This is a genomic window from Streptomyces sp. DSM 106670 (assembly GCF_055792845.1).
The window spans coordinates 4744988-4769774 of record NZ_CM147704.1 but is presented as its reverse complement, the minus strand read 5'-3'; the positions used below and the strand labels follow the sequence as shown (position 1 = coordinate 4769774).

Here is a 24787-nt window from a genome sequence, read left to right as displayed (position 1 = left end):
CGGGCGCTCCGGCGGTGGTCCGAGCCGGTCCGGACGTCGTGCTTCCGGTACGGCGGCGGGTCACCGTCGACGCGCCCGTGGGGTCACAGGTGGGCGAGCTTCTCCAACACGGGCGCGGCGGCCCGAAGCGTCTCCCACTCGTCCTCGTCCAGGCCCTCGGCGAGGTGGGACAGCCAGGCGTTCCGCTTGGTGCGGCTCTCCGCGAGCATGGCCTCGGCCTGCTCGGTCTGGCTGACCCTCTTCTGCCGACGGTCATCGGGGTGCGGTTCCAGCCTGACCAGCCCCTTCGCCTCCAGCAGCGCGACGATGCGGGTCATCGACGGCGGCTGGACGTGCTCCTTGCGGGCCAGCTCACCGGGGGTGGCGGATCCGCAGCGGGCCAGGGTGCCGAGCACCGACATCTCGGTGGGGCTCAGCGACTCGTCGACACGCTGGTGCTTCAGGCGGCGGCCCAGCAGCATCACGGCGGAGCGGAGGGAGCTCACGGCGGCGGCACTGTCGCCGTCGTGGATCAGGTCAGGCATGTTTGTTAGCGTAACTCATTACCCAACCTAAATACCACTCGCTTACACCTCCCGTAAATTCCGATCACCCGAACGAGTGAGTTGGAAGCGGAAAGTGACGCAAAGAGCGCTCCGGGGCGGCGACCCTGCTGGACATGGGATCGACAGTGCTCAGCCTGCGGATAGACGGTGAGCTGCTCGACCGGCTCCGGCAGCACGCCGCGAAACGCGGAATGAGCGTCCAGGACTATGTGGTCCGGACGCTCATTCGCGACGACTTCGACGAACGCTTCAAGGTGGCCGTCGAGGAGACGGAGAAGTTCTACGGCGACTCCAGGGGTGGCGTCACGCCCCCCGTGGACGCCAGGAGGGGCGTGACGCCACCGATCACGTGAGGCCGAGCGCCGGCATCGCGTAGTAGAAGACGAAGACCGCCGACACGACGTACATCGCGATCGGCACCTCGCGGCCGCGGCCGGCCGCCAGGCGCAGCACGGAGAAGGCGACGAAGCCGATGCCGATGCCGTTGGTGATCGAGTACGTGAACGGCATCATCACCATGGCGAGGAACGCCGGGACCGCGAGCGTGTAGTCGCTCCAGTCGATGTCCCGCACCGAGCCCGCGATGATCAGGAAGCCGACCGCCAGCAGGGCGGGAGTGGCCGCCTGCGACGGGACCATGGTCGCCAGCGGTGTAAAGAACAGCGCCACCGAGAAGAGCAGACCGGTCACCACGCTCGCCAGTCCGGTGCGGGCGCCCTCGCCGACGCCCGCGGTGGACTCCACGAAGCACGTGGTGGCGGAGGAGGAGCTCGCACCGCCCGCGGCGACCGCGATGCCGTCCACGAACAGCACCTTGTTGATGCCGGGGAAGTTGCCGTCCTGGTCCATCAGCTTCGCCTCGTCGCCGACGCCCAGAATGGTGCCCATCGCGTCGAAGAAGCAGGACAGCAGCACGGTGAAGACGAACAGGACGCCGGTCAGATAGCCGACCTTCCCGAAGCCGCCGAACAGACTGACCTCGCCGAGCAGCCCGAAGTCCGGCGCGGAGACCGGGTTGCCCGGCCACGACGGCGTCGTCAGACCCCAGGCGCCCTCCGGCAGCCCGGCCACCGCGTCGATCACCACGGCGACGACCGTCATGGCGACGATCGAGATCAGGATCGCGCCGGGCACCTTGCGCACGATCAGCGCGAGCGTGAGCAGCGCGCCCAGCACGAAGACGAGAATCGGCCATCCGGTGAGGTGGCCGTCGCCGCCGAGCTGGAGCGGCACGGTGGTGTGGGCGGCGTCCGGGATGCGCGAGACGAAGCCCGAGTCGACGAGGCCGATCAGCAGGATGAAGAGGCCGATTCCGATCGCGATGCCCTTGCGGAGCGAGCGCGGCACGGCGTTCATCACGCGTTCCCGCAGCCCCGTGGCGACCAGCAGCATCACCACGATGCCCGCGAGGACGACCATGCCCATCGCGTCCGGCCAGCTCATCCGGGGAGCGAGCTGGAGCGCGACGACGGTGTTGACGCCGAGGCCGGCGGCGAGCGCGATCGGCACATTGCCGATGACGCCCATCAGCAGCGTGGAGAACGCGGCGGACAGCACGGTGGCGGTGACCAGCTGCCCGTTGTCGAGCTGGTGGCCGTACATGTCCTTCGCGCTGCCCAGGATGATCGGGTTGAGCACGATGATGTACGCCATCGCGAAGAACGTGGCGAAGCCGCCGCGGAACTCACGGGCGACGGTCGACCCCCGCTCGGAGATCCTGAAGAACCGGTCCAGGCTGCCCTGGGGCTGCGGAGCCGACGGGGGCGGGGAGTCGACCGGAGCGGTGGCCGAGGGGGGCATGGGTGACCTCAGTCGTACGTAGGGGAGGTGGAGCAAAGGACGAGAGGTGATCGAATTTGGATGTTCAGACGAACAATTCGAGCCAGCCCAAAGCAGATTCAGTATGAATACATCAAGCGAAGATCGCTATCTCCGCGCGTAGACCCTTGGGCCGAGCGGCCCGCAACCCGCCGATCGAGTGACCCGCGCCCGGCCCCATACACTGAACCCATGGAGAAGTGGACACCGAAGCACGAGGCGCCCGAACCCCTGGAGGGCCCCGTCGTCGCCACCGTCGTCGGCGGCACGATCCTCTGGTTCGTCCTCTTCCTCGCCCAGCTCCCCTTCTACGGCTGGTTCGCCGACCGCGGCCACACCTGGTGGGTGTGGACCCCGCTGGCCGGCGCCGGGCTGGGCCTGATCGGCATCTGGTACGTCCGCGGGCGCGACGCCGCCCTCAAGCGCCACGCGGCCCGGGCCGAGGCCAAGGACGCCGCCGGGGCCGAGGCGGCGGACGAGGCGCTCGGCCGCTGAGCCGCCGACCGGATCGGCCCGGGCCGGCCGCCGAGCCCACCGGCCCGACCCGCCTCGACCGGCCCGGACCGGACGACCCGACTCCGTTTCCGTACAACCACGGGACCGACTTGGTCCTCCCCTGGTCGGATCTTCGCCCCCTCGGTGGGTGTTCCGACGCGCACGCCCGTAACGTCGGACCCATGACGCAGCGGGCACTCGATTCCTCCGGGGAGCAGACCCCCGGACCCTCCCGGCCGGCCATGATCGACGCGGGGGCGGAACTCGATCCCGTGCACCCCGTCGAGCTACCGCCACCGGCCCATCGACCGGACGGTCTCAGCACCGCCGAGGTCGCCGAACGGGTCGCGCGCGGTGAGGTCAACGACGTACCCGTACGCTCCTCGCGCTCGGTCGCCGAGATCGTCCGGGCCAATGTCTTCACCCGGTTCAACCTGATCATCGGCGTGCTCTGGGTGATCATGCTGTTCGTCGCGCCGATCCAGGACAGCCTCTTCGGCTTCGTGATCGTCGCCAACACCGGCATCGGCATCATCCAGGAGTGGCGGGCCAAGAAGACCCTGGACAGCCTCGCGGTGATCGGCGAGGCCAAGCCGACCGTGCGGCGCGACGGGGTCGCCGCCGAGATCTCCACCTCCGAGATCGTCCTCGGCGACCTGGTCGAACTGGGCCCCGGCGACAAGGTGGTCGTGGACGGCACGGTCGCCGAGGCCGACAGCCTGGAGATCGACGAGTCGCTGCTCACCGGCGAGGCCGACCCGGTGATCAAGCGGGCGGGCGACCCGGTGATGTCGGGCAGCTTCGTCGTCGCGGGCGGCGGCGCGTTCACCGCGACCAAGGTGGGCCGCGAGGCGTACGCCGCACAGCTCGCCGAGGAGGCCTCGCGCTTCACGCTGGTCCACTCGGAGCTGCGCAGCGGCATCAGCACGATCCTGAAGTACGTCACCTGGATGATGGTGCCGACGGCGATCGGGCTGATCATCAGCCAGCTGGTCGTGAAGGACAACAACTTCAAGGACTCGGTCGCCCGGACCGTCGGCGGCATCGTCCCGATGATCCCCGAGGGCCTGGTCCTGCTGACCTCCGTCGCCTTCGCCATCGGCGTCGTGCGCCTGGGCCGCAAGCAGTGCCTGGTGCAGGAGCTGCCCGCGATCGAGGGCCTGGCCCGGGTCGACGTGGTCTGCCTGGACAAGACGGGCACGCTGACCGAGGGCGGCATGGACGTCACCGAGGTCCGGCCGCTGAACGGGAGCGACGAGGCGTACGTCCAGGAGGTGCTGCGGACGTTCGGCGCTTCGGACCCGCGGCCCAACGCCAGCCTCCAGGCCATCATCGACGCGTACCCGCAGGGGGACGGGGCCGCCTGGACGGTCACCGACGCGATGCCGTTCTCCTCCGCCCGCAAGTACAGCGGCGCGGCGTTCACCGAGGCCGACGGAACGGCCTCCGCCTGGCTGCTCGGCGCCCCCGACGTCCTGCTGTCCGAGGGCGACGCGACCCTCACCGAGATCGAGCAGCTCAACGAGCAGGGCCTGCGGGTGCTGCTGCTGGCCCGGGCGCAGGGCGAGCTGAACGCGTCCGGCGCGGCCGCCGGAGCCACCCCCACCGCCCTGGTCGTCCTGGAGCAGCGGCTGCGGCCCGACGCGGGCGAGACGCTCGCCTACTTCGCCGACCAGAACGTGGCCACCAAGGTCATCTCCGGCGACAACGCGGTCTCGGTCGGCGCGGTCGCCGGGAAGCTGGGTCTCGCGGGCGCCGAGAACACCCTGGACGCCCGCCGGCTGCCCGCCGACCCGGACGCGATGGCCACGGCCATGGAGCAGAACGCGGTCTTCGGCCGGGTCACCCCGCAGCAGAAGCGGGACATGGTGGCCGCCCTCCAGTCGCGCGGCCACACGGTCGCGATGACCGGCGACGGCGTCAACGACGTGCTGGCCCTCAAGGACGCCGACATCGGCGTCTCGATGGGTTCGGGCTCGGAGGCGACGCGTGCGGTGGCGCAGATCGTGCTGCTGAACAACAGCTTCGCGACGCTGCCGTCGGTGGTCGCCGAGGGCCGCCGGGTGATCGGCAACATCACCCGGGTCGCCACCCTCTTCCTCACCAAGACGGTCTACTCGGTGCTGCTGGCGATCCTGGTGGTCTGCACCCAGGTGGAGTATCCGTTCCTGCCGAGGCATCTGACCCTGCTGTCCACACTGACCATCGGCGTCCCGGCGTTCTTCCTGGCGCTCGCGCCCAACAAGGAGCGCGCCCAGCCCCACTTCGTCCGCAGGGTGATGCGGTACGCGATCCCCTCGGGCGTCATCGCGGCGGCGTCCACCTTCGCGACGTACCTGGTGGCGCGGCACCACTACAGCGGCGAGGGCGCGCTGGAGGCCGAGACGAGCGCGGCGACGCTGACGCTGTTCCTGGTCTCGATGTGGGTCCTGGCGATCATCGCCCGCCCGTACACCTGGTGGCGCATCGGCCTGGTCGCCGCGATGGGGCTCGGCTTCCTGATCGTGCTCGTGGTGCCGTGGCTCCAGGACTTCTTCGCGCTGAAGCTGGTCGGCACGACGATGCCGTGGACGGCGGTCGGCATCGCGGTGGCGGCGGCCGCGCTGCTGGAGTTCACCTGGCGCTGGGTGGGGCGGCGCTTCGGGGCATAGGCCGCGGACAGGCGGAAGCCCCCGGGAGGACGGTGATCCTCCCGGGGGCTTCCGTGTGCCGGGTGCTACTTCACGTCGAGGTAGTCGCCCTTGGCCGAGACGACCGGGGTGCTCGGCGTGCCGGCGAAGCTGTAACGCCAGTAGCCGTCGGCCGAGGCCTTGACGGTGGTCTTCAGGGTGCCGGTGGAGCTGGTCTTGACGGTCTTGACCGTCGTGTAGCTCTTGGCGCCCTTCTTCTTGAACTGCAGCTTCACGGACTGCTTGCTGTAGCCCTTGTAGGTGCCGGTGTCCCAGTTGGCGCGGGTCAGCTTGCCGGTGACCGTGATGGTCTTGCCCTTCTTCACGGGCTCCGGGGAGGCGTTCACGGTCAGCTTGGAGAAGCGCTGCACGCGGACCTTGGAGACCGCGTCGCGCTCCGCCTCGTCGCCGTCGTTGGCGCCGGCCGCCGCACCGACGCGCCACCAGGTCGCGTCCGAGTTGAGCATCAGACCCGGGGTGAGGGTGATGGTGCCCTTGCAGGTCGTGGTGGTCGCGTTGGCCGCCTTGCACGAGATCGACTTCTCGTTCGGGCCGAAGCCGAAGCTGTCCTCGGCGTCGACGGACGAGCCGATCCAGATGAACGCGGCGGCGCCGGCGATGCCGGAGTCGTCGGTGGCCGTCACGGTGTAGGGCACCGTGACCTTCGACTTGGTGCCGACGACGATCGGCTTGCCGCCGTTGACGACCGCCGCGGTGATCTTGGTGTCGCCGGCCTGCGTGGCGGCGAACGCGCGCTTCGACTTCTCCCCGGCCGAGGGCTGGGTGGCGGTGAAGCCGCGGTCCAGGCTCCACGAGCGGCCGTCATCGGCCTGCGCGGCCGGTACTGCGAGAGCGGAAAGGGCCAGGGCGCCGGAAACGGCGGCCACGGTGGCACGAATACGCATGTGTCCCCAAGTGGAGAAGGGGTCCCGGGGCGCGCTTGTGTCGTCAGCCCGGCGGGACCCATCTGGTCCATGAGCCTCTTGGCTCAATGGAACAGACAGGCGAACCAGGTGAACGGTTGTGCGGATCTGTGACTTTTCTGTGAATCCGCAGCTCGCGCCTCACGGCGGTTCAGTCGAACCAGCGGTCCCGGGCCAGCTCCTCCGTCCGGGACGGGTCCTCCAGCAGGGCCGCGACCTCGAAGCGCCGGGGCCACTGGCCCGCCGCCCACGCGAGACCGGCCGCCACACCCTCCAGGGTCGCGGCGTGGACGACACCGTCCGGGGTGCGGCGCCAGTCCAGTTCGACGCCGCCCGCGCGGAGTTCGGGGTGCTCGACGTACGTGTCCGGGGTGCCGGCGCCGAGCAGGACGCGGACCGGCTCCGGTACGCGGTGCTCCTCGCCCTCGCTCGTCACGCCCGCCTCGATCGTCTCGCCGAGGCGGCGCACCTGGAGCAGATCGGCCAGCTCGGCGGCGCGCGCGGGAGCCACCGGAAGCAGGGGCAGACCCGCCGTCAGCGGCAGCACGTCCGGGGCGTCCGCGATCACCGCGTCCGCCGCGTCGGCCACCGTCACCTCCCCGTCCACCACCGCGCGCAGCTCGTCCGGCAACGTCACCTGGTCCGGGTCGAGTTCGGCGAGGGCCGTGTAGAGCGCGTGCAGCTGTACGGGGGTGACGGGGCGGTCCTCGTCGGCGAGCCGGCCCAGCAGTTCGGCCGCGCCGCCCGGCTCGTCCAGGAGCGCGGCCACCGAGGTGCGCACCCCGAGGGCCCGCAGCACCTCGGTGTCGTCGAAGCCGGTGGCGTCCACCGCGTCGTAGAGCCCGGCCAGCCGGGGGTCACCGCCCGCCGCGCGCAGTCCGGCGGGGCGGCGGCCGTCCAGCACGGGGTGGTCGCGCAGCCACCACGCGGTGTACGGGCGCACGGACTGCGTCGTCCCGTCCGGCAGCAGCACCCGCACCGGCTGCGTCAGCGCGTCGCGCAGCGGCGGCCGGGCCAGCATCGCGAGCGCCTGCGGCCAGGCGTCGTCGTCGACCAGGTCGAGATCCCGTACGGCGACGATCTCGGTGGCGACCGGCGGCACGGGCGTCTCGGGCAGCTGGTCGAGCAGGTCCTCGCACCAGACGTCGACGGCGTCCAGCAGTCCGGCGTCGTCCGGTTCGGCGAAGTCGCTGTCGCGGGGCTCCAGTTCGTCCGGGTCCAGGACGACATCGGTGGCCCGGACGAGCGCGAAGGTGGCGAGCACCCCGCAGGCGGTGAGCGGGCCTTCTCCCCAGCGGTCGGCCACCTCCTGGTCGACGAGCGCGAGTTCCCCTTCCCGCATGACCTGGGCGAACGGGCTTGCGGGGAGGACCAGTTCACCGGCGGGGGCGGGCTCGCCGTCCTCGTCGGGGAGGGCGAGCGCGCCGAGCCACGGTTCGTCGCCGGGGGCCAGCTCGGCGTCCCGGACGAGGGTGAGCACGGTCTCGGCCAGCTCGTCGCCGTCGAGCGCGTCCTCGTCCCAGATCTCCCCCGCGTCCAGCGAACCGGCGACGGCCGCCCGTACCTGCGGGGTCGTCAGCACGGCGCGGGGCGTGGCGGGCAGCGCGCCGAGCTTCTCCAGTAGCGGATGCGCGGCGTCCGGGTGGGCGACCTTGAGGCCGAGCCGGGAGAGCCGGCCGAGTACGGGGCCGGTGAGGGCGTCCGGGAGGGGCAGCAGGATCTGGCGGGGGCCGATGGTGGTGCGTGGCGGGCGGCCCGCCTGCTCGTCCTCCGGGTCACCGGCGAGCGGCACCGGCAGGCCGGTGAGCCGGTCGGGGTCGGTGCCCGCGAGGCTGTCGTAGAGCCGGTGCCACCAGGCGGGGTCGCGCTCCAGACCGGCGAGCCGGTCGATGGCCTCGGTCAGCGGGACCCGGGCGACGCCGAGGGTACGCAGCTCGGTGCGGCGCTCAAGACCGGCGGGCAGCAGACAGGGCAGCACCTCGGCGAGCACCCGTACGGTCTCGGCCCCGACGCCCTCGACGACCTCGGCCTCGACGGGCCGCAGGGCGGAGGTGTCGTCGGCGCTCTCCGTACGGTCCCGGTCCCAGTCGTCGCCCCAGCCGCTCTCCGCCTCGGGGTCCCGGGGCGCGGCGGGCTCCAGGAACGCGACGCGCGGCAGCCGGGCGAGGATCGCCCCGCGCAGGGCCCCGTCCAGCGCGCCCTTGCCCAGCTGGCCCGGCACCAGGTCGATGGTCCCGGTCGACACCGGCCGCCAGGCGCCCAGCAGCTCCGCGTACGCGTCCGCCGCCCGCTCCACCAGGAAGTCGGTCAGCGGCCCCGGTGCGGGGTGCCTGCGGGCGGTGTCCAGCGGGAGGGAGGCGATGAGCAGGGCGGGGATGCCGAGCGGTTCGTCGGTGGGGGTGGGGGCGTGCACGACCGGTGCCGTACGGGGGTGGAGCGGGGCGCCGGACTCGTCGACCGGCACCGCCCAGGTCACCGACCAGTGCGGGCGCAGCCGCTCCTCGACCGGGCGGTCGGCGAGCAGGGCGGGCTCGATCGGCCCGTGGCGCAGGACGGTACGCCAGCGGTTCAGGCCGCGCGCGGAGTCGTCGACGTGCGTGTACGGGCCGTGCTGCGACCGGCTCAGGGTCCGCGTGCCGTCCGGGGTCTCGATGACGACCTCGTCCAGGCCGGGCAGCGTGAGCAGCAGCGCGTCGTCCACGGCGGCCAGCAGCCGGGCCACCAGGTCCTCGGCGGTCCCGTCGCGCAGCGGCAGCACGACGACGGTGTCGTACCCCTCGGGTGCGGAGCCCTCGGCGGGCAGCGGCAGGCGCAGCAGCGGTACGTGTCCGTCGCGGCGGCGCAGCTCGTCCCCGAGGCCGGGGGATCCTACGGCCGCCTGGCGGGCCAGCTCGCGGGCCTCGGCCAGGGACCAGCGGACACCGCCGTGCCGGCCGAGCACCGCGGGTTCGTCGCTGACCGCGAGGACGGCGGCGAACCCTACGCCGAAGCGGCCCACCGCGGACTCGTGGCCCTCGCGCTTGGCGGAGGCCCGCAGGGTGGACAGGGACTCCACGCCGGTGGCGTCGAGCGGCGCGCCGGTGTTGGCGGCGGCCAGCACGCAGCGGGCGTCCGGGTCGCCCGGGGCGGCGGGGTGCAGGGTGAGGCGGAGCCGGCCGGGGGTCCTGGCGCGGGCGGCGGCGTCGGCGGCGTTCTGGGCCAGCTCGACGACGAGGCGGTCGCGGTAGCCGCCGAGCGCGAGGTCCTCCTCGGCGTTGGCGTCCTCCCGGAACCGGGCGGGCCCGGCGCCCCACGCGTCGAGCACGCCGCGCCGCAGCCGTGCCGTCCCGAACGGATCGGCCCCCTCGGTCGCCTTCATGCTCACGCTCTCGACTCCGTCCGGTGTGTCGGTCGGGCGCGCGGATGCCCGTGCCGCCCAGTGTGCGCCCGAAGGTACCGCGCTTTCCGAGCCCGTCCGGCGTTTGAGGACGGAACCGTGGCTGTGGTAGCCGATGCCACCGCAGGGCCCTGCGCCCCAGGCGCCTGTTCAGACGACCGCTGCCCAGACCAAGGCTTCCGTCCTCAAACGCCGGACAGGCTGAGTACGGCACCCCAAGCCCGTCCGGCGATTGAGGACGGAACCGTGGCTGTGGTCCGGGGTGCGGATTCCAGGGCCTGGGCTCCCGGGGCGCCGTTCTGCCGACCGCTCACCCGAGCAAGGGTTCCGTCCTCAAACGCCGGACGGGCTGGAGTGGTCACCGCCGCACGGGGGGAAAATCAAGCCCGTCCGGCGATTGAGGACACCGACGTGCGCGGGTGCTCAGGAGTGGCCCAGGTCCTCCGACGCGCCGTCCGTCTCGGCGGGTACGGAGCCCTCGCCCCGCTCCGGCCGCAGCGAATACGCGTCCACCCGCATCGTGTCCATCGCATGCGGCGCCGGCTTCGGCGGCGCCGGCATCACCGCGGCCTCCGAGTGCCCCCCGCACCCGTACGCCAGCGACACCACATGCCCGTCCGCCGGACCGAACTCGTTCGCGCACACCCCGAAGGCCTGCTTCAGCGAGCCCGCCATCGGGATCAGGAACGCACAGCTGACACAGGTCGCCGGAGCCGCCTGGGCCATCGGTGTCTTCGGGCCGAACGCCTCGTCCCAGCGGTCGGCCGCCGCGTACAGCCCGTACCGCGACAGCACCCGCGCCCGGCGCGTACCCAGCTCCTCGGCCACCGCGGCGATGGAACCCCGGCTGGTCGCGGCCACCGGCCGGTCGGTCAGCTCGGCGTCCTCGGAGTCGACCAGCTCCGCCAGCTCCTCGGAGACCGCGGAGTTCGGCGGCGGCTCGTCCTCGCCGGTCCAGCCGGGCTCCAGGCGCAGGTCCTCCGCCTCGGTGGGCAGCAGATCGCCGGGGCCCATGTCGCCGGGGCGCAGCCGCTCGCTCCACGGCACCCACTCCGGCGCCAGGAGCGCGTCGGCCCCCGGCAGCAGCACCGTTTCGTCCAGGGTGACGTTCTTCGCGCGGGAGGCCCGCGCCACCGTCACCGCCCAGCGCCAGCCCCGGTAGCCGGGCTCCTTCGCCTCGAAGTAGTGCGTGACGACCCGGTCCCCCTCGGAGACCACGCCGACATGTTCACCGACCACACCGGGCGCGGCGGCCTCCTCGGCGGCAGCGCGCGCGAGGTCCACCGCCTCGGCACACAGGCGGTCGGGAACGGGGGTCCGGGCCGTACGGCTTCGCGTCGTCGTCGCAGCACTCACAGGTCTTCGCTTCTCTCCATACGCCAGTCTCACGAGCGCGCCAGCTGCTGCACGATTGCCGTTTCGGCCAGACAGGTGCGGGCGGAGCGGACCTGGGGGCCGCGTCGACGTCCACACCCGTTGTGCCTGCCTCGGGCGCGCCTTCTGCCACCCATTCTGCGGGATCGCCGAGAGGCGCGCGGCCAAGAACAACCGCCGGTGGCGCGTTACGCACGCTACCCTCTCCGCCGCTCCGCGCCCACCTGCCCGTCCCAAACGTGCCGTATCCGTTCCGGTCCGGTCCGGCGGACACCGGTACCGGCGCCGGTACCGACGGCGCGTCCAACAGGGCGTCACACGCGCGTCCGCACGCGATCACCGTTCATACCGGCCAGGGTTGGGGCACTATGACGGGGTGACTGCCGCCAGGTCGCACGACGGTCCCGGCCCGCTCCGCAGGGCGGGACGGGCGACGGGCCGTGCCCTGCGCGCCCCGTTCACCGGCACGGCGCGCGGTATCCGCAAGGCCACCCACGCCCACGGCGCGGGCGAATCCGGCCTCGGCAAACTCATCGAGCTGCACGCGGTGAACGGCGCGGGCGACGTCATGATCACCGTCGCGCTCGCCTCCACGGTCTTCTTCTCGGTGCCGACGGACGAGGCGCGCGGCCGGGTGGCCCTCTACCTCGCCATCACGATGGCCCCCTTCACCCTGCTCGCCCCGGTGATCGGCCCGCTCCTGGACCGGCTGCCGCACGGCCGCCGCGCCGCGATGGCGGGCGCGATGCTGGCCCGCGCGCTGCTGGCGATCACCATGTCGGGCGCGGTCGCCACGGGAGGTCTGGAGCTGTATCCGGCCGCGCTGGGCGTCCTGGTCTCCTCGAAGGCGTACGGCGTGGTGCGCAGCGCGGTCGTGCCACGTCTGCTGCCACCGAAGTTTTCCCTGGTGAAGGCCAATTCCCGGGTCACCCTGGCGGGGCTGCTGGCCACCGGGGTGGCGGCCCCGATCGGGGCCGGCCTCCAGACCATCGGCTCCCCCTGGCCGCTCTACGGCGCCTGCGCGATCTTCGTCGCGGGCACCTTCCTCGCCTTCACCCTGCCGCCCAAGGTCGACTCCGCGAAGGGCGAGCGCCGGGCGCGGCTGATCGACCCGCACCACGAGGAGGAGTCCGTACCGCGCCCCGCCCCCGGCAAGGGCAGCACCCGGGCCGGCCTCCGCAGGCGCGGCAACGGGGAGAAACCGGCCAAGGAGCGGCCGCCGGGTCTGCGGTCCGTCGGCGGGTCCGTCCTGCACGGGCTCCAGGCCAACGCCGCGCACCGGGCCCTCTCCGGCTTCCTCATCTTCTTCCTGGCGTTCCTGCTGCGCGAGCACCCGCTGGCCGGGCAGAGCGCGGCGGTCTCGCTCGGCATCGTCGGCGTGGCGGCCGGGGTCGGCAACGCCTGCGGTACGGCGGTGGGCTCCTGGCTGCGGGCGCGCGGCCCCGAGATCATCATCGCGACGGTGCTGGGGCTCGCGCTCGGCGTGGCGATTCTGACCGCGGTGTTCTTCTCCACCCTGCTGGTCGCCGCGCTCGGCGCGGTCGCCGGCTTCACCCAGGCCCTCTCCAAGCTGTCGCTCGACGCGATGATCCAGCGGGACGTGCCCGAGGAGGTCCGCACCTCCGCGTTCGCCCGGTCCGAGACCGTGCTCCAGATGGCGTGGGTGGTCGGCGGCGGTATCGGCATCGCGCTGCCGCTCAACGCGGTGGTCGGCATGTCGGTGGCCGCGGGCATCCTCGCGCTCGGCGCGGCCACCTCCGTACGGGGTCTCCTGGGGGCCGCGCGGCGCGGCACGCCGCACCCCCGCGTGGCGTGAGCGGAGGCGACCGATAGCCTTCGGCCCATGACCGTTGCGTTCTTCTCCGGTAAGGGCCGTCGAATCGGCGTCGCTCTTGGTGCCGTGTCCGCGGGACTCCTTGTCCTGTCCGCCTGCGACAAGCCGACCCCGCTCGCCACCGTGACGGTCGGCACCGACTCGGTGAACACCGAGGCCGCCTGCTACAACGACGGCGATGCGATCAAGGAGTCCCTGATCCAGGGCTGCCTGAACAAGAAGGCCGACAAGACCATCAAGGTCTCGATGGACGACCAGGTCCGCTTCGGCGTCGACCCGGAGATCGCCGAGAACGGCTGGACGCTCTTCATCAACGGCCAGCAGGCCGAGCAGGAGCCGTTCAAGAAGACCTACCGGACGATCCCCGGCAACGCCTTCTTCGCCAGCCAGACCGGCCAGCCGGCCGACAAGACGAACATCTCCATCGTGGAGACCAAGGGCAAGAAGCTCACGGGCATCTGGCAGTTCGAGTTCAAGAAGGACTGACCCGGCCGCCCGAAGAGCACTCCCTCATGCTCTTCCCCGTCGCCGCTCCCCCGTCCTCGACCCGAGGCTGAATCCGTGCGTGTGCTCGTCGTGACCGCTGTCCCGGTGGAACGGGACGCGGTCACGCGTGCGTTCGGGGGCACCCCGCGGACCGTGGCGGTGCCGGGGGCGGAGCTGCACCGCGGCGGGGCGTTCGACGTCCTGGCGGGCGGTGCGGGCCCGGCCGCCGCCGCCGCGGCCACCGCGTTCGCCCTGGCCGCCGGGGCGTCGGCCCCCGTTCCGTACGGTCTCGTCGTCTCGGCCGGGATCGGCGGCGCGTTCACCCCGCTGACCCCGCTCGGCTCGCTGGTCGTGGCGAGCGACATCGTCGCCGCCGACCTGGGCGCCGACACGCCCGAGGGCTTTCTGCCGGTCACCGCGCTCGGCTTCGGCCGGGACCGGTTCGCCCCGCCGCCCGCCCTAGTCCGGGATGTGGCGGCCGCCGCGGGCGCCGCCGCCGGCCCCGTCCTCACCGTCTCCACCGTGACCGGCACCGCCGAACGCGCGGCCGACCTGCTCGCCGCGCACCCGGGGGCGCTGGCCGAGGCGATGGAGGGCTTCGGGGTCGCGGAGGCCGCCGCCCGGGCCGGTGTGCCCGTACTGGAACTGCGGGCCGTCTCGAACGCCGTCGGCCCCCGCGACCGCGACGCCTGGCGCATCGGCGACGCGCTGGCGGCGCTCACGGACGCGTTCGGGAAGACGGCACCCGTACTGGAAGGTTGGAACCGGCATGACCACTGAAGCGAACCCGGGCCCGGCCGGCGAGGCGATCGAGATCGCCTTCTCGCCCTGCCCCAACGACACCTTCGTCTTCGACGCCTGGGTGCACGGCAGGGTCCCCGGCGCGCCCGCGCCCGAGGTGACCTTCGCCGACATCGACATCACCAACGGCATGGCCGAGCGCGGTGAGCTGGACGTCCTGAAGGTCTCCTACGCCGTGCTGCCGTGGGTCCTCGACGACTACGTCCTGCTGCCGTGCGGCGGGGCGCTGGGCCGGGGCTGCGGCCCGCTGGTCCTCACCAAGGAGCTGGGCCTCGACCTGACCGGCCGGACGGTCGCCGTGCCGAGCGAGCGCTCGACGGCGTACCTGCTGTTCCGGCTCTGGGCGGCGGAGATGGTGCCGGGCGGTGTCGGCGAGGTCGTCGTGATGCCGTTCGACGAGATCATGCCCGCCGTACGGGACGGCAAGGTGGACGCCGGTCTGGTCATCCACGAGGCCCGTTTCACGTACCGGAACTTCGGTCTGCACAACCTCGCCGACATGGGCCGGCACTGGGAGGACACCACGGCCTCCCGATCCCCCTCGGCGCGATCATCGCCAAGCGCTCGCTCGGCGAGGAGACCCTGCGCCGGCTGGCCGACTCGATCCGCAGCTCGGTCCGGCTCGCCTGGGACCACCCGGAGGTCTCCCGGCCGTACGTCCTGGAGCACGCCCAGGAGATGGACCCGGCCGTCGCGGACCAGCACATCGGGCTGTACGTGAACGAGTTCACCGCCGACCTCGGCGAGGACGGCTACGCGGCGATCCGCGGCCTGCTGACCCGCGCGGCGGCCGAGGGGCTCGTACCGCCCCTCGGCCCGGACGCGCTGGCGTTCCCCTGAGCCCGTCGGCTTCCTCGGGTCAGACGTCGAGCTGGTCGGCGACCGCCCTCAGCAGGCCCGCGATCTTCGCTCCGGCGGCCTTGTCGGGGTAGCGGCCCCGCTCCAGCTGCGGCGTGATGTTCTCCAGGACCGTCGTCAGGTCCTGCACGATCGACGCCAGCTCGTCCGGCTTGCGGCGCTGTGCGGCCGCGACGGACGGGGTGGGGTCGAGGACCACCACGGAAAGGGCCTGGTCGCCGCGCTGGCCCGCGACCACGCCGAATTCCACGCGCTGGCCGGGCTTGAGTGCGTCGACTCCGGCAGGGAGTACCGACGAGTGGACGAAGACGTCGCCGCCGTCGTCGCGGGAGAGAAAGCCGAAGCCCTTCTCGCTGTTGAACCACTTGACCTTGCCGGTGGGCACGTCTGTCCTCGTCCTCGTACTCGTCGGTGTGCGGAAGAGCCGGTCCCCCTCGGGCAACAGGGGAAACGGCTCCGGATAGCAGTACAGCGGGTCACCGTGACCCGCCCGGTCCCAGGCTAATGGCCCTACGGCCGGTGACAAGACGTCGCCGGAGAGTTCCTCCGGGCTGGGAACTACCCTGGTCGCGTGAGTACTACTCCTTCAGGCGCAGGTGACCGGCTTGTTCAGGTCGGCGCGATCGTCTTCTTCGTCGGCGCACTGGCCACACTGGTCACGGTGGCCCCCCTTTTCCTGGGCACGGACCCGTTCCCCCCGATCGCTTACGCCGTCTGCATGTTGATGGGCGTCGGGTTCCTGATCGCCGGGGCCGGCGTCGTCCGCTCGGCCTGGGTCAACTCGCCGAAACGGGCCGCGAACCGCGTCTGACGATCTTGGCCCGTTTCCGCCCCTGACGTACGCCGTCAGGTCCGCCGGCCTACGCCTACGCGGCCTACGCCGTCCGGTCCGCGTCGAAGGCGGCGAGCCAGGCCGGGAAGCCCGTCAGGTCCGGCAGGACCACGTCCGCGCCCGCCGTCCGCAGCTCCGCCGCGTCGCACGGGCCCGTCGTCACCGCGACCGACAGCGCGCCGGCCGCCCGCGCCCCGCGCACGTCGCCGGTGTGGTCGCCGACGTACACCTGTGCGCCGTTCTCGCGCAGCGCCTCGCCCTTGGCCTCCGCCCACAGCCAGCCGACGACCGCGTCCGGCTCGATGCCGAGGTGGGCCAGGTGCAGCTTCGCGTGCGTGGCGAACTTCGCCGTGACGACGATCGCCCGGCCGCCGAGCGCCCGCACCGCCGCCACCGACTCCCGTGCCCCGGCGAGGGCCGTGGACGGGGCTATCGCGTGTTCGGGGTAGAGCTCCCGGTAGCGGTCGGCCGCGGCCCGTACCCCGTCCTCCGGGAACCAGTGCGCCAGCTCGGTCTCCAGCGGCGGGCCGATCCGGCTCACCACCAGGTCCACGTCGATGGGCACGCCCGTCTCGGCGGACAGCGCCCGGTAGGTCGCGGCGATGCCGGGGCTGGAGTCGATGAGCGTCATGTCGAGGTCGAAGCCGACCGTCAGGGGGCGCCGGTGCGGGTGCTGGACGGAGTGCGGAGCGGTGGACGTCATGCCTGCCATTGTGCCGACCGGCCGGGGCCGGGCCCGGGGCGGTCCGGAAGCCCCCGTCGGACCGGAAATCCCGCCGCCTAGACTGAGGCCCGTACTTAGCCAAGCCTTACCAGCCCCGGCCCCGTCACCCCCACGCACCGGGCCGACACGATGGGTTCAGATGTCAGCGTCAGCACCGGTGCGGGCCGCCGCGCCACCCGGAGTGCCCCGAGCACCCCGCCTCTCCCGACGCGCGACCGCGACGGCCGCGGCCGTCGTCGCCCTGCTGCTCGCGATCCTGCTGAGCCTCGCCGTCGGCGCGCGTTCCATCCCGCCCGGCGAGGTGCTGGACGCCCTGCTGCACGGCGGGCACTCCGACGCCGCCGAGGTGATCCGCACGATGCGGGTGCCGCGCACGCTCATCGGGCTGATGGTCGGCGCGGCGCTGGCGCTCGCGGGCACGGTGCTCCAGGGCATCACCCGTAACCCGATCGCCGACCCCGGCATCCTCGGCATCAGCCAGGGCGCGTCGGTGGCTGTGGTGATGGCCATCGCGTTCGCCGGGGTCCACACGCTCACCGGGTATGTGTGGTTCGCCTTCGCGGGCGCGGCGCTCGCCTCGGTCGCCGTGTACGCCATCGCCTCCCGCGGACGCGGCGGCGCGACCCCGGTGAAGCTCGCGCTCGGCGGTGCGGCGATCAACGCGCTGCTGGTGTCGGTGACGATGGGGATCCTCACGACGAAGGCGTCCGCGCTGGACGAGTTCCGCTTCTGGCAGGTCGGCTCGATCGCGGGCCGGGAGGCGGACGTCGTCCAGCAGGTGTGGCCGTTCCTGCTCCTCGGCACCGTCCTCGTGCTCTCCGTCGCCCGCGGCCTGGACGCGCTCGCGCTCGGCGAGGACGTGGCGAAGGGGCTCGGGCAGAACGTCGCGGCGGTCCGGATCACCGGCGGCATCGGGGCGACCGTGCTGACCGGGGTCGGGGTCGCCGCCGCCGGTCCGATCGCGTTCATCGGGCTCGCCGTCCCGCACATCGCCCGCGCGGTCGTCGGCAACGACCACCGCTGGGTGCTGCCCATGGCGGCGCTGATCGGGCCCGTGATGCTGCTGGTCTCGGACGTCGTCGGCCGGATCGTCTTTCCGCCGAGCGAGGTTCCGGCGGGCGTGATGACGGCCCTGATCGGGGTGCCGTTCCTGGTCGCCCTCGTACGCCGGAAGGCGGTGCCGGCATGAGTGTCGCCCGTACGTCCGAGAAGACCGTGAAACCCGTACGGGTCCGGCCCGCCGGGTACGCCGTCGTGAAGGCCGGGCCGCGCGGCCGGTTCCTGCTGCACCGGCGGGCGGCCGTCGTCGTGACCGCCCTCGTCGTCCTCCTGGCCGCCGTCTGCGTCGCCTACCTCTGCGTCGGCGAGAGCTTCGTCGCGCCCGGCGAGGTCGTGAAGGTGATCCTCGGGCAGCCGTCCTCGGCCGAGCTGGTCGTGGGCACGCTCCGGCTGCCGCGCATGGTCGTCGGGCTGCTGGTCGGCGCCGCGTTCGGGGTCGCCGGGGCGCTGATCCAGACGGTCGCCCGCAACCCGCTGGCCAGCCCCGACATCATCGGCATCAGCCAGGGCGCGAGCGCGCTCACGGTCGGTGCGATGACCTTCGGCATCACCTCGTACACCGTCCTGCCCTACCTCTCCGTCATCGGGGGCGTAGCGGCGGCGGCGCTCGTCTACGTCTTCGCCTGGCGCGGCGGTCTGCACGCCACCCGCTTCGTGCTCATCGGCATCGGTTTCGCCGTCGCGCTGCGGTCGGTGACCACGCTGTTCCTGACCAAGGGCGACTACCTGGTCGCCCAGCAGGCGCAGATCTGGATGACCGGTTCGCTGAACGGGCGCGGCTGGTCGGAGGCCGCCCCGATCGGCTGGACGCTGCTCGTGCTGCTGCCCGCCATCGCCTGGGCGGCCCGCGCGCAGCGCACCGTCACGATGGACGACGACACCGCCACCGCGCTGGGCGTACGCCTGGGGCGGGTACGGCTCGGACTGGTCGCGCTCGGCGTGGTCCTGGCGTCCGTGGCGACGGGCACGGCGGGCCCGGTGGACTTCGTGGCGCTGCTCGCCCCGCAGATCGCCCGCCGGATGACCCGGACCGCGCAGATCCCGCTGCTGTCCTCGGCGCTGCTGGGCGCGGTGATCGTCGTCCTCGGCGATCTGCTCGCCCGCAGGCTGTTCTCGCCCACCGAACTGCCGGTGGGCGTCCTCACGGCGGCGGTCGGCGCCCCGTATCTGATCTGGCTGATCATCCGCGGTCACCGCGGCCGCAGTGGAGGCACCGCATGAGCCCGAGCCGAAGCACGAACACGAGCACGGGCCCGAGCCCGACGACATCCGACGCAGCGCGGCGGACCGGCCGCCTCGCGGCCAGCGCCCTGACGCTCGCGTACGAGGACCGCACCGTGGTCCACGAGCTGGACCTCACCGTGCCCGACGGGCAGGTCACCGTCATCGTCGGCCCGAACGCCTGCGGCAAGTCCACCACCCTGCGGGCGCTCGGCCGGCTGCTGAAGCCGCGCGGCGGGGCGGTCCTGCTGGACGGCACGGAGCTGGCGCGGATACCGACGAAGCAGATCGCCCGGTCCATCGGACTGCTCCCGCAGACCCCGGTCGCACCGGAGGCGATCACCGTCTCCGACCTGGTCGCCCGGGGCCGCCAGCCGCACCAGAGCTGGTGGCAGCAGTGGTCGGACGAGGACGAGCGCGCGGTGACCGACGCCATGTCCCGTACGGATGTGACGGCGCTGGCCGACCGGTCGGTGGACGAGCTGTCGGGCGGTCAGCGCCAGCGGGTGTGGATCGCGATGGCCCTGGCCCAGGACACGGACCTGCTGCTGCTCGACGAGCCGACGACGTATCTGGACATCGCGCACCAGGTGGAAGTCCTGGACCTGGTACGGCAGTTGGCGTCCCCTGCCGCGGACGGCACCCGGGGCCGTACGGTCGTCACCGTGCTGCACGACCTCAACCAGGCGGCCCGGTACGCGGACCGCCTGGTCGCCATGAAGGAGGGCCGGATCGTCGCGGAGGGCGCCCCCGGGGACATCGTCACGGCCGAGCTCGTCCGCGAGGTCTTCGGCCTGGAGGCGGTGATCGTCCCGGACCCGGTGACGGGCTCGCCGCTCGTCGTCCCGGGCGCCCCCTGGACCCCGGCGCCCACCGCGTCGCCCGCCCCGTCCGTCCCAGCCTCCGACCCGACTCCCGGAAAGGTCCTCTGACCCATGACCCAGCGCAGCTTCCTTCCCCGCGCCCTGGCCGCCGTGTCCCTGACCACGGTCGCCGCTCTGACCCTGGCCGCCTGCGGCGGGTCCGACGACTCCGGTTCCGACTCCGACTCCGCTTCCTCCGGCGGCTCCACGCGTACGGTCAAGACGCCGATGGGCGACGTGAAGGTCAAGGAGGCCCCCGAGCGGGTGGTCGTCCTGGACACCGCCGAACTGGACTCGGCCCTCACCCTCGGCGTGAAGCCGGTCGGCGCGACCCACGCGGACGTGACGTCGGGCTTCCTGAACTACCTGCCGAAGGACCAGCTCTCGGGCATCAAGGACGTCGGTCAGATGATGACCCCGAACCTGGAGGCCATCGCCGCCCTGAAGCCCGACCTCATCCTCACCAGCAAGATCCGGCACGGCGACAAGTACGACGAGCTGTCGAAGATCGCGCCGACCGTGATGACGGAGAACACCGGCTACCCCTGGAAGGAGAACTTCCAGCTCCACGCGGAGGCCCTCGGCAAGCAGACCGAGGCGAAGATGGTCACCGACGACTACGCGAACCACGTGGCGGACGTGACCAAGGCGCTCGGCGGCAAGGACAAGGCCGCCGCGACCGAGGTCAACATGGTCCGCTTCGTCGAGGGCGCGGACATCCGCATCTACGGCAAGAAGAACTACATCGCCACGATCCTGGCCGACGTGGGCCTGGGCCGCCCCGCGATCACGGACAAGGCCAAGGACGGCTTCTCCTACGACGTCAGCCCCGAGAAGATCGACCTCGCGGACGCGGACGTGGTCTTCCACTCGACGTACGGCGACCCGAAGAAGTCCAAGGAGACGGAGACCACCGGCAGCGGCCTGTGGAAGAACATGGACGCGGTGAAGAACGGCAAGGTCTTCGCGGTCGACGACCAGCTGTGGATCCAGGGCATCGGCTACACGGCCGCCGACAAGATCCTCGGCGAACTCCACCAGAGCCTGACGAAGTAGCCCGCCGGACATGCCCCAGAGGGTGGGCCCGGACCTCACCCCGTACGCCTCCGCGCCCGCCACACCAGGTAGAGCGCGGAGGCGACGGCGGCGACCCGGACGACCACCGGCCAGGTGTCCAGCAGGACGTCCCGCATCGCGCCCTCGCGGATCGGCTCGCCCCAGCGCCCCTCCATCCGGCCCCAGATCCATACGAGGGCCGTGGCCGCCACCACGCCCGGCAGGCCCAGGGCCGCCCACTTCGCCTCCGTACGGGAAAGGGTGCGCGAGCTGTACGCGATCAGCCAACCGCCCGCCAGCGGCAGCCAGGAGCCGGTGACCACGCCCGCGATGAGCAGGGCGGCGGCCAGGACCAGCAGCGGGTGCGCGAAGCCGCCGCGGGGGCCGGGGGCGGCGGCCTCGGGCTCGGCGACGACGGGGGCGGCCTTGCGGCGGCGGAGCTTCACGAGGCGCAGGGCGCGGCGGCGCCGGGCGGTCCCGGTGGCCCCGGCGGTCCCGTCCTCCGCCGCTTCGCCGCCCTCGGCCTCCTTCCCGTCGCCCTGCTTCTCTTCCTTCTTCTCGTCCTTTTCCAGGGGGATCGGTCGGCGGCCCAGCAGCTCCGGGGCCTCGATGCCGCCGAAGAACCCGGGGATGGCGGTGCCCTCGTCGAAGGGGCCCGGCTCCAGGCGCCACCAGTCGGTCGCGTCGCCCGCGCCCGTCTGCTGGTCCTGGCCGAGCATGTGCGGGGCGTTGGGGTCGGGCCAGTCGCGGGCCGGTACGCCGGCTTCGTCGGGGGCGGTCGACGGGCGCGGTACGGCGGCCGTGTCGGCGGTGGTTTCCGTACGGCTCTCCGGCGTGTCCCCGGACTCGGGATCACGATCGCGGCGCGACGCGCCCCGCCCGAAACCGGCTTTCGGCTTCCCGGGGCCCCGGGGCTCCCGGCTCCCGCCGGCCCCGGGCGCGGTCTCCTTCGGCCCGCCCGGCCCTTTGCGGAGGAGTCCGCTCCGGGGCCGGGGCAGGGAGCGCCGCTGCTGCTCACCGGTACCCGGGCCGGGCCGGGCGGACGGCAGCGGGACCGTGCCGTCGGCCGACCCGGCGGCCGCGGCGACCAGTTCGTCCGGGCTGCCCAGCCTGCCGATGATGCGCCGCACCGCCGCCGGGGAGTCCGCGCCCTCCGTGCCGCGCTGCCGGTCGATCTCGCCCCGGAGCGTCGAAACCAGACGCATCCGGGCGCCCGACGACAGCTGTTGTTGCTGAGCCAGGTCGCCGACCCGGCTCAGGTAGTCGTAGATGAGCTGGTCGCTCTCGATCCCCACGCGGTGCATCCCCTCTACCGGCCCTGCCCCGACGGTAGCGTTCCAGCGGCTACCGTGGGACGGATGGGGACGACCACACCACCGCGCACGCTCGCCGAAGCCCTGCGCGCCCGGGGCGACGAATCGCTGGCCGGGCTGCTGCGTGCCCGCCCCGACCTCCTCAACCCGGTGCCGAACGACATCACCCAGCTCGCCACGCGGGCCGGCACCCGGGCGTCCGTCGTCCGGGCGCTGGAGCACCTGGACCGGTTCGCGCTGCAGACCGCCGAGGCGCTGGCGGTGGCCCCGGACCCGGCCCCGTACGACACGCTCCTCTCGCTGCTCACCGGCGACGGGCTCGACGACGGCGAACAGCGCGACGACGCGGGCGCGGCGGTCACCGCCGCGCTGCCGGGCGCGCTGACGACGCTGCGCGAACAGGCCCTCGTCTGGGGCGAGGACGACCGGCTGCGGCTGGTGCGCACCGCCCGCGAACTGCTCGCCCCTTCCCCGCAGCACCCCTCCCCCACGGGCCTCGGCCCCACGGTCGCCGAGGCCACGGCGGGCATGTCGCCGGGGCGGCTCCAGGAGATCCTGGCGGCGACCGGGCTGCCCGCCACGCACGACCCGGTCTCGGCGGTGGCGGCGCTCTCGGCCCTCTTCACGGACCGGACGCGGATGGCGGAGCTGCTGGACACCGCCCCGGTGGAGGCGCTGTCGGTCCTGGACCGGCTGGTGTGGGGCCCGCCGTACGGCGAGGTCACGCCCAATCCCACTCCCCCCGTGAAGTGGCTGCGCGACCGAGGCCTGCTGCTGCCGGTGTCGACGCGCACGGTGGTCCTGCCGCGCGAGGCGGCGCTGCATCTGCGCGCCGGGCGCGCGCACCGCGTACCGGAACCGGTCCCCCCGGCCGTCGCGGCGGCCGCCGAACGCGATCCACAGGCTGTGGACAGGGCGGCGGCGGGCCAGGCGTTCACCGCGCTGTCGACCGTCGAGGAGCTGCTGAAGCTCTGGAACGGCGGCGGCCCCGCGATCCTGCGCGCGGGCGGGCTGAGCGTACGGGAGCTGAAGCGGGCCGCGAACGCCCTGGACGTGACGGAGCCGATCGCCGCCTTCTGGATCGAACTCGCTTACGGCGCGGGCTTGTTGGCGCCCGACGGCGAGACGGACGAACGGTACGCGCCGACGCCCGCCTCCGACGAGTGGCTCGACCTGCCCGCCGAGGACCGCTGGACGCACCTCGCCACCGCCTGGCTCGCCGCCACCCGGACCCCGGGCCTGGTCGGCGGCCAGGACGCCAAGGGCCGGGCCCTGTCCACGCTCGGCCCGGAGCTGGACCGCTCGGCCGCCCCCGACGTACGCCGCCGGGTCCTGGCCCTCTTCGCCGAACTCCCGCCGGGCACCGCGCCGGACGCCGAGACGCTGCTGCGACGGCTGCGCTGGGAACGCCCGTTGCGCGGCGGACCGGCCGCGTCGGCCACCGGTCAGGGCCCGGCCCCGACGGAGGGCACGGACCTCCGCTCACGCCTCGCCCTGTGGACGCTCAACGAGGCGGAGCTGCTGGGCATCACGGGCCGGGGCGCGCTCTCCGCACAGGCCCGCGCGCTGCTGGCGGAGGGCGAGAAGGCCGCCGCGGCACGCCTCGCCCCGCTCCTCCCCGACCCCCTGGACCACGTCCTGCTCCAGGCCGACCTGACGGCGGTGGCGCCGGGTCCGCTGGAACGCCCGCTGGCGGACACGCTCTCGGTCCTGGCGGACGTGGAGTCGAAGGGCGGGGCGACGGTGTACCGCTTCACGCCCGGTTCGGTGCGCCGCGCCCTGGACGCCGGGCAGGCGGCGTCGGACCTGCACGCGTTCCTGGCCGCGCACAGCCGTACGCCGGTGCCGCAGCCGCTGAGCTATCTGATCGACGACGTGGCCCGCCGCCACGGCCATCTGCGGATCGGGGCGGCGTCCGCGTACGTACGCTGCGACGACGAGGCGGTCCTCAACGAGATCCTGGCCGACCGCCGCTCCACCGGCCTCCGGCTCCGCCGCCTCGCCCCCACGGTCCTGGCCTCCCAGTCCGACCCCGGCTCCCTCCTCGAAGCCCTGCGCGACATGGGCTACGCACCGGCCGCCGAATCCGCCGACGGCGACGTCCTGATCACCCGCGCCGGCGCCCGCCGCACCCCGCCCCGCACGCCCCCGGTCCCGGTCCCCGAGGGCCCGCCGGTCCCGGACGACACGCTGCTCGGCGCAGCGGTGCGGGCGATCCGCGCGGGCGACACGGCCGCCACGGCGGTCCGCAAGGAACCGGCGGACGCCCCTTCCGCCGATGCCCCCTCCGGCTCCCTCCCCCGCACCACCCCCGCCGAGACCCTGGCCACGGTCCAGGCCGCCGCGATGACGGGCTCCCCGGTCTGGATCGGCTACGTCAACGCGGACGGCGCGGCCAGCCAGCGCGTCATCGCCCCGGTCCGCGTCGAGGGCGGCTTCGTCACGGCGTACGACCACACCGCCGACGAGGTCCGCACCTACCCGCTGCACCGGATCACGGGGGTGGCGGAACTGGCGGAGGACGGGAAGGGTTAGCGGCG

General features: G+C 73.1%; 20 protein-coding genes and 1 pseudogene. 13 read left to right on the top strand and 8 right to left on the bottom strand.

The window, feature by feature from the left end:
• Positions 1-83 precede the first annotated feature (83 nt).
• A complete protein-coding gene (locus ACSMXR_RS21075) occupies positions 84-524 on the bottom strand; it encodes a MarR family winged helix-turn-helix transcriptional regulator (protein WP_007452526.1) in 441 nt (146 codons plus the stop codon).
• A 134-nt stretch (positions 525-658) separates the two neighbouring features.
• On the opposite strand from ACSMXR_RS21075, the gene ACSMXR_RS21070 reads away from it, so the two are divergent.
• Positions 659-898, top strand: a complete 240-nt coding sequence (locus ACSMXR_RS21070; RefSeq protein ID WP_030087407.1) for a hypothetical protein — start codon at positions 659-661, stop codon at positions 896-898.
• On the opposite strand, the gene ACSMXR_RS21065 is transcribed toward ACSMXR_RS21070, so the two are convergent.
• Positions 891-2345 carry an NCS2 family permease gene (locus tag ACSMXR_RS21065; protein WP_473169653.1) on the bottom strand — a complete coding sequence of 485 codons (1455 nt, stop codon included), beginning with the start codon at positions 2343-2345 and terminating at the stop codon, positions 891-893. The genes ACSMXR_RS21070 and ACSMXR_RS21065 overlap by 8 nt on opposite strands.
• A 210-nt stretch (positions 2346-2555) precedes the next feature.
• Between ACSMXR_RS21065 and ACSMXR_RS21060 the strand changes: the two genes are divergently transcribed.
• Both ACSMXR_RS21060 and ACSMXR_RS21055 read left to right on the top strand, forming a co-directional pair.
• On the top strand, positions 2556-2858 hold the full coding sequence (locus ACSMXR_RS21060) for a DUF2530 domain-containing protein (protein WP_137235310.1): 303 nt from the start codon (positions 2556-2558) through the stop codon (positions 2856-2858).
• 182 nt (positions 2859-3040) lie between these two features.
• Positions 3041-5509: an HAD-IC family P-type ATPase gene (locus ACSMXR_RS21055; RefSeq protein ID WP_473169652.1), complete on the top strand. Its 2469-nt coding sequence runs from the start codon at positions 3041-3043 to the stop codon at positions 5507-5509.
• 65 nt (positions 5510-5574) lie between these two features.
• On the opposite strand, the gene ACSMXR_RS21050 is transcribed toward ACSMXR_RS21055, so the two are convergent.
• The 3 genes from ACSMXR_RS21050 to ACSMXR_RS21040 form a co-directional block, all read right to left on the bottom strand.
• Complete coding sequence (locus ACSMXR_RS21050; protein WP_473169651.1) at positions 5575-6432, bottom strand: DUF5707 domain-containing protein; 858 nt, start codon at positions 6430-6432, stop codon at positions 5575-5577.
• A gap of 169 nt (positions 6433-6601) precedes the next feature.
• Positions 6602-9808 (bottom strand): sacsin N-terminal ATP-binding-like domain-containing protein, encoded by a 3207-nt coding sequence (locus ACSMXR_RS21045; RefSeq protein WP_473172420.1) that lies wholly within the window; start codon positions 9806-9808, stop codon positions 6602-6604.
• A gap of 441 nt (positions 9809-10249) precedes the next feature.
• Positions 10250-11125 carry a DUF3027 domain-containing protein gene (locus ACSMXR_RS21040; RefSeq protein WP_218526480.1) on the bottom strand — a complete coding sequence of 292 codons (876 nt, stop codon included), beginning with the start codon at positions 11123-11125 and terminating at the stop codon, positions 10250-10252.
• 451 nt (positions 11126-11576) lie between these two features.
• On the opposite strand from ACSMXR_RS21040, the gene ACSMXR_RS21035 reads away from it, so the two are divergent.
• The 4 genes and pseudogenes from ACSMXR_RS21035 (at position 11577) to ACSMXR_RS21020 (ending at position 15161) form a co-directional block, all read left to right on the top strand.
• Positions 11577-13016 (top strand): MFS transporter, encoded by a 1440-nt coding sequence (locus ACSMXR_RS21035; RefSeq protein WP_473169650.1) that lies wholly within the window; start codon positions 11577-11579, stop codon positions 13014-13016.
• Between the two features lie 27 nt (positions 13017-13043).
• Entirely contained in the window at positions 13044-13520 is a 477-nt protein-coding gene (locus ACSMXR_RS21030) for a hypothetical protein (RefSeq protein WP_030087392.1), read from the top strand.
• A 75-nt stretch (positions 13521-13595) separates the two neighbouring features.
• Positions 13596-14300 carry a futalosine hydrolase gene (locus tag ACSMXR_RS21025; protein WP_473169649.1) on the top strand — a complete coding sequence of 235 codons (705 nt, stop codon included), beginning with the start codon at positions 13596-13598 and terminating at the stop codon, positions 14298-14300.
• Positions 14290-15161: pseudogene (locus ACSMXR_RS21020) on the top strand (1,4-dihydroxy-6-naphthoate synthase). The gene ACSMXR_RS21025 and the pseudogene ACSMXR_RS21020 overlap by 11 nt, the downstream one beginning before the upstream one ends.
• Positions 15162-15180: 19 nt before the next feature.
• Here the strand turns inward: ACSMXR_RS21020 and ACSMXR_RS21015 are convergent.
• A complete protein-coding gene (locus tag ACSMXR_RS21015) occupies positions 15181-15564 on the bottom strand; it encodes a cold-shock protein (protein WP_006126557.1) in 384 nt (127 codons plus the stop codon).
• A gap of 186 nt (positions 15565-15750) precedes the next feature.
• Here ACSMXR_RS21015 and ACSMXR_RS21010 point away from each other — a divergent pair, with 186 nt between their 5' ends.
• Positions 15751-15990, top strand: a complete 240-nt coding sequence (locus tag ACSMXR_RS21010) for a hypothetical protein (RefSeq protein WP_359145859.1) — start codon at positions 15751-15753, stop codon at positions 15988-15990.
• Positions 15991-16054: 64 nt separating this feature from the next.
• Here the strand turns inward: ACSMXR_RS21010 and ACSMXR_RS21005 are convergent, their stop codons facing one another.
• Positions 16055-16714 carry an HAD family hydrolase gene (locus ACSMXR_RS21005; protein WP_381852727.1) on the bottom strand — a complete coding sequence of 220 codons (660 nt, stop codon included), beginning with the start codon at positions 16712-16714 and terminating at the stop codon, positions 16055-16057.
• A gap of 160 nt (positions 16715-16874) precedes the next feature.
• Between ACSMXR_RS21005 and ACSMXR_RS21000 the strand changes: the two genes are divergently transcribed.
• The 4 genes from ACSMXR_RS21000 to ACSMXR_RS20985 are packed head-to-tail and all read left to right on the top strand — an operon-like array spanning position 16875 to position 20934.
• The gene (locus ACSMXR_RS21000) at positions 16875-17924 is read left to right on the top strand and encodes a FecCD family ABC transporter permease (protein WP_137235320.1); all 1050 of its coding nucleotides are present in this window, start codon (positions 16875-16877) and stop codon (positions 17922-17924) included.
• A complete protein-coding gene (locus tag ACSMXR_RS20995) occupies positions 17921-19015 on the top strand; it encodes a FecCD family ABC transporter permease (RefSeq protein ID WP_381852733.1) in 1095 nt (364 codons plus the stop codon). Before ACSMXR_RS21000 ends, ACSMXR_RS20995 begins: the two co-directional genes overlap by 4 nt.
• The gene (locus tag ACSMXR_RS20990; protein ID WP_381906944.1) at positions 19012-19947 is read left to right on the top strand and encodes an ABC transporter ATP-binding protein; all 936 of its coding nucleotides are present in this window, start codon (positions 19012-19014) and stop codon (positions 19945-19947) included. The genes ACSMXR_RS20995 and ACSMXR_RS20990 overlap by 4 nt, the downstream gene beginning before the upstream one ends.
• A 3-nt stretch (positions 19948-19950) precedes the next feature.
• Entirely contained in the window at positions 19951-20934 is a 984-nt protein-coding gene (locus ACSMXR_RS20985) for an ABC transporter substrate-binding protein (RefSeq protein WP_364885818.1), read from the top strand.
• Positions 20935-20969: 35 nt separating this feature from the next.
• Here ACSMXR_RS20985 and ACSMXR_RS20980 read toward each other — a convergent pair whose 3' ends face one another.
• Positions 20970-22238: a hypothetical protein gene (locus tag ACSMXR_RS20980; protein ID WP_473169648.1), complete on the bottom strand. Its 1269-nt coding sequence runs from the start codon at positions 22236-22238 to the stop codon at positions 20970-20972.
• Between the two features lie 54 nt (positions 22239-22292).
• Here ACSMXR_RS20980 and ACSMXR_RS20975 point away from each other — a divergent pair, with 54 nt between their 5' ends.
• Positions 22293-24782 carry a helicase C-terminal domain-containing protein gene (locus tag ACSMXR_RS20975; protein WP_381790910.1) on the top strand — a complete coding sequence of 830 codons (2490 nt, stop codon included), beginning with the start codon at positions 22293-22295 and terminating at the stop codon, positions 24780-24782.
• The last annotated feature ends 5 nt before the right edge of the window (positions 24783-24787 follow it).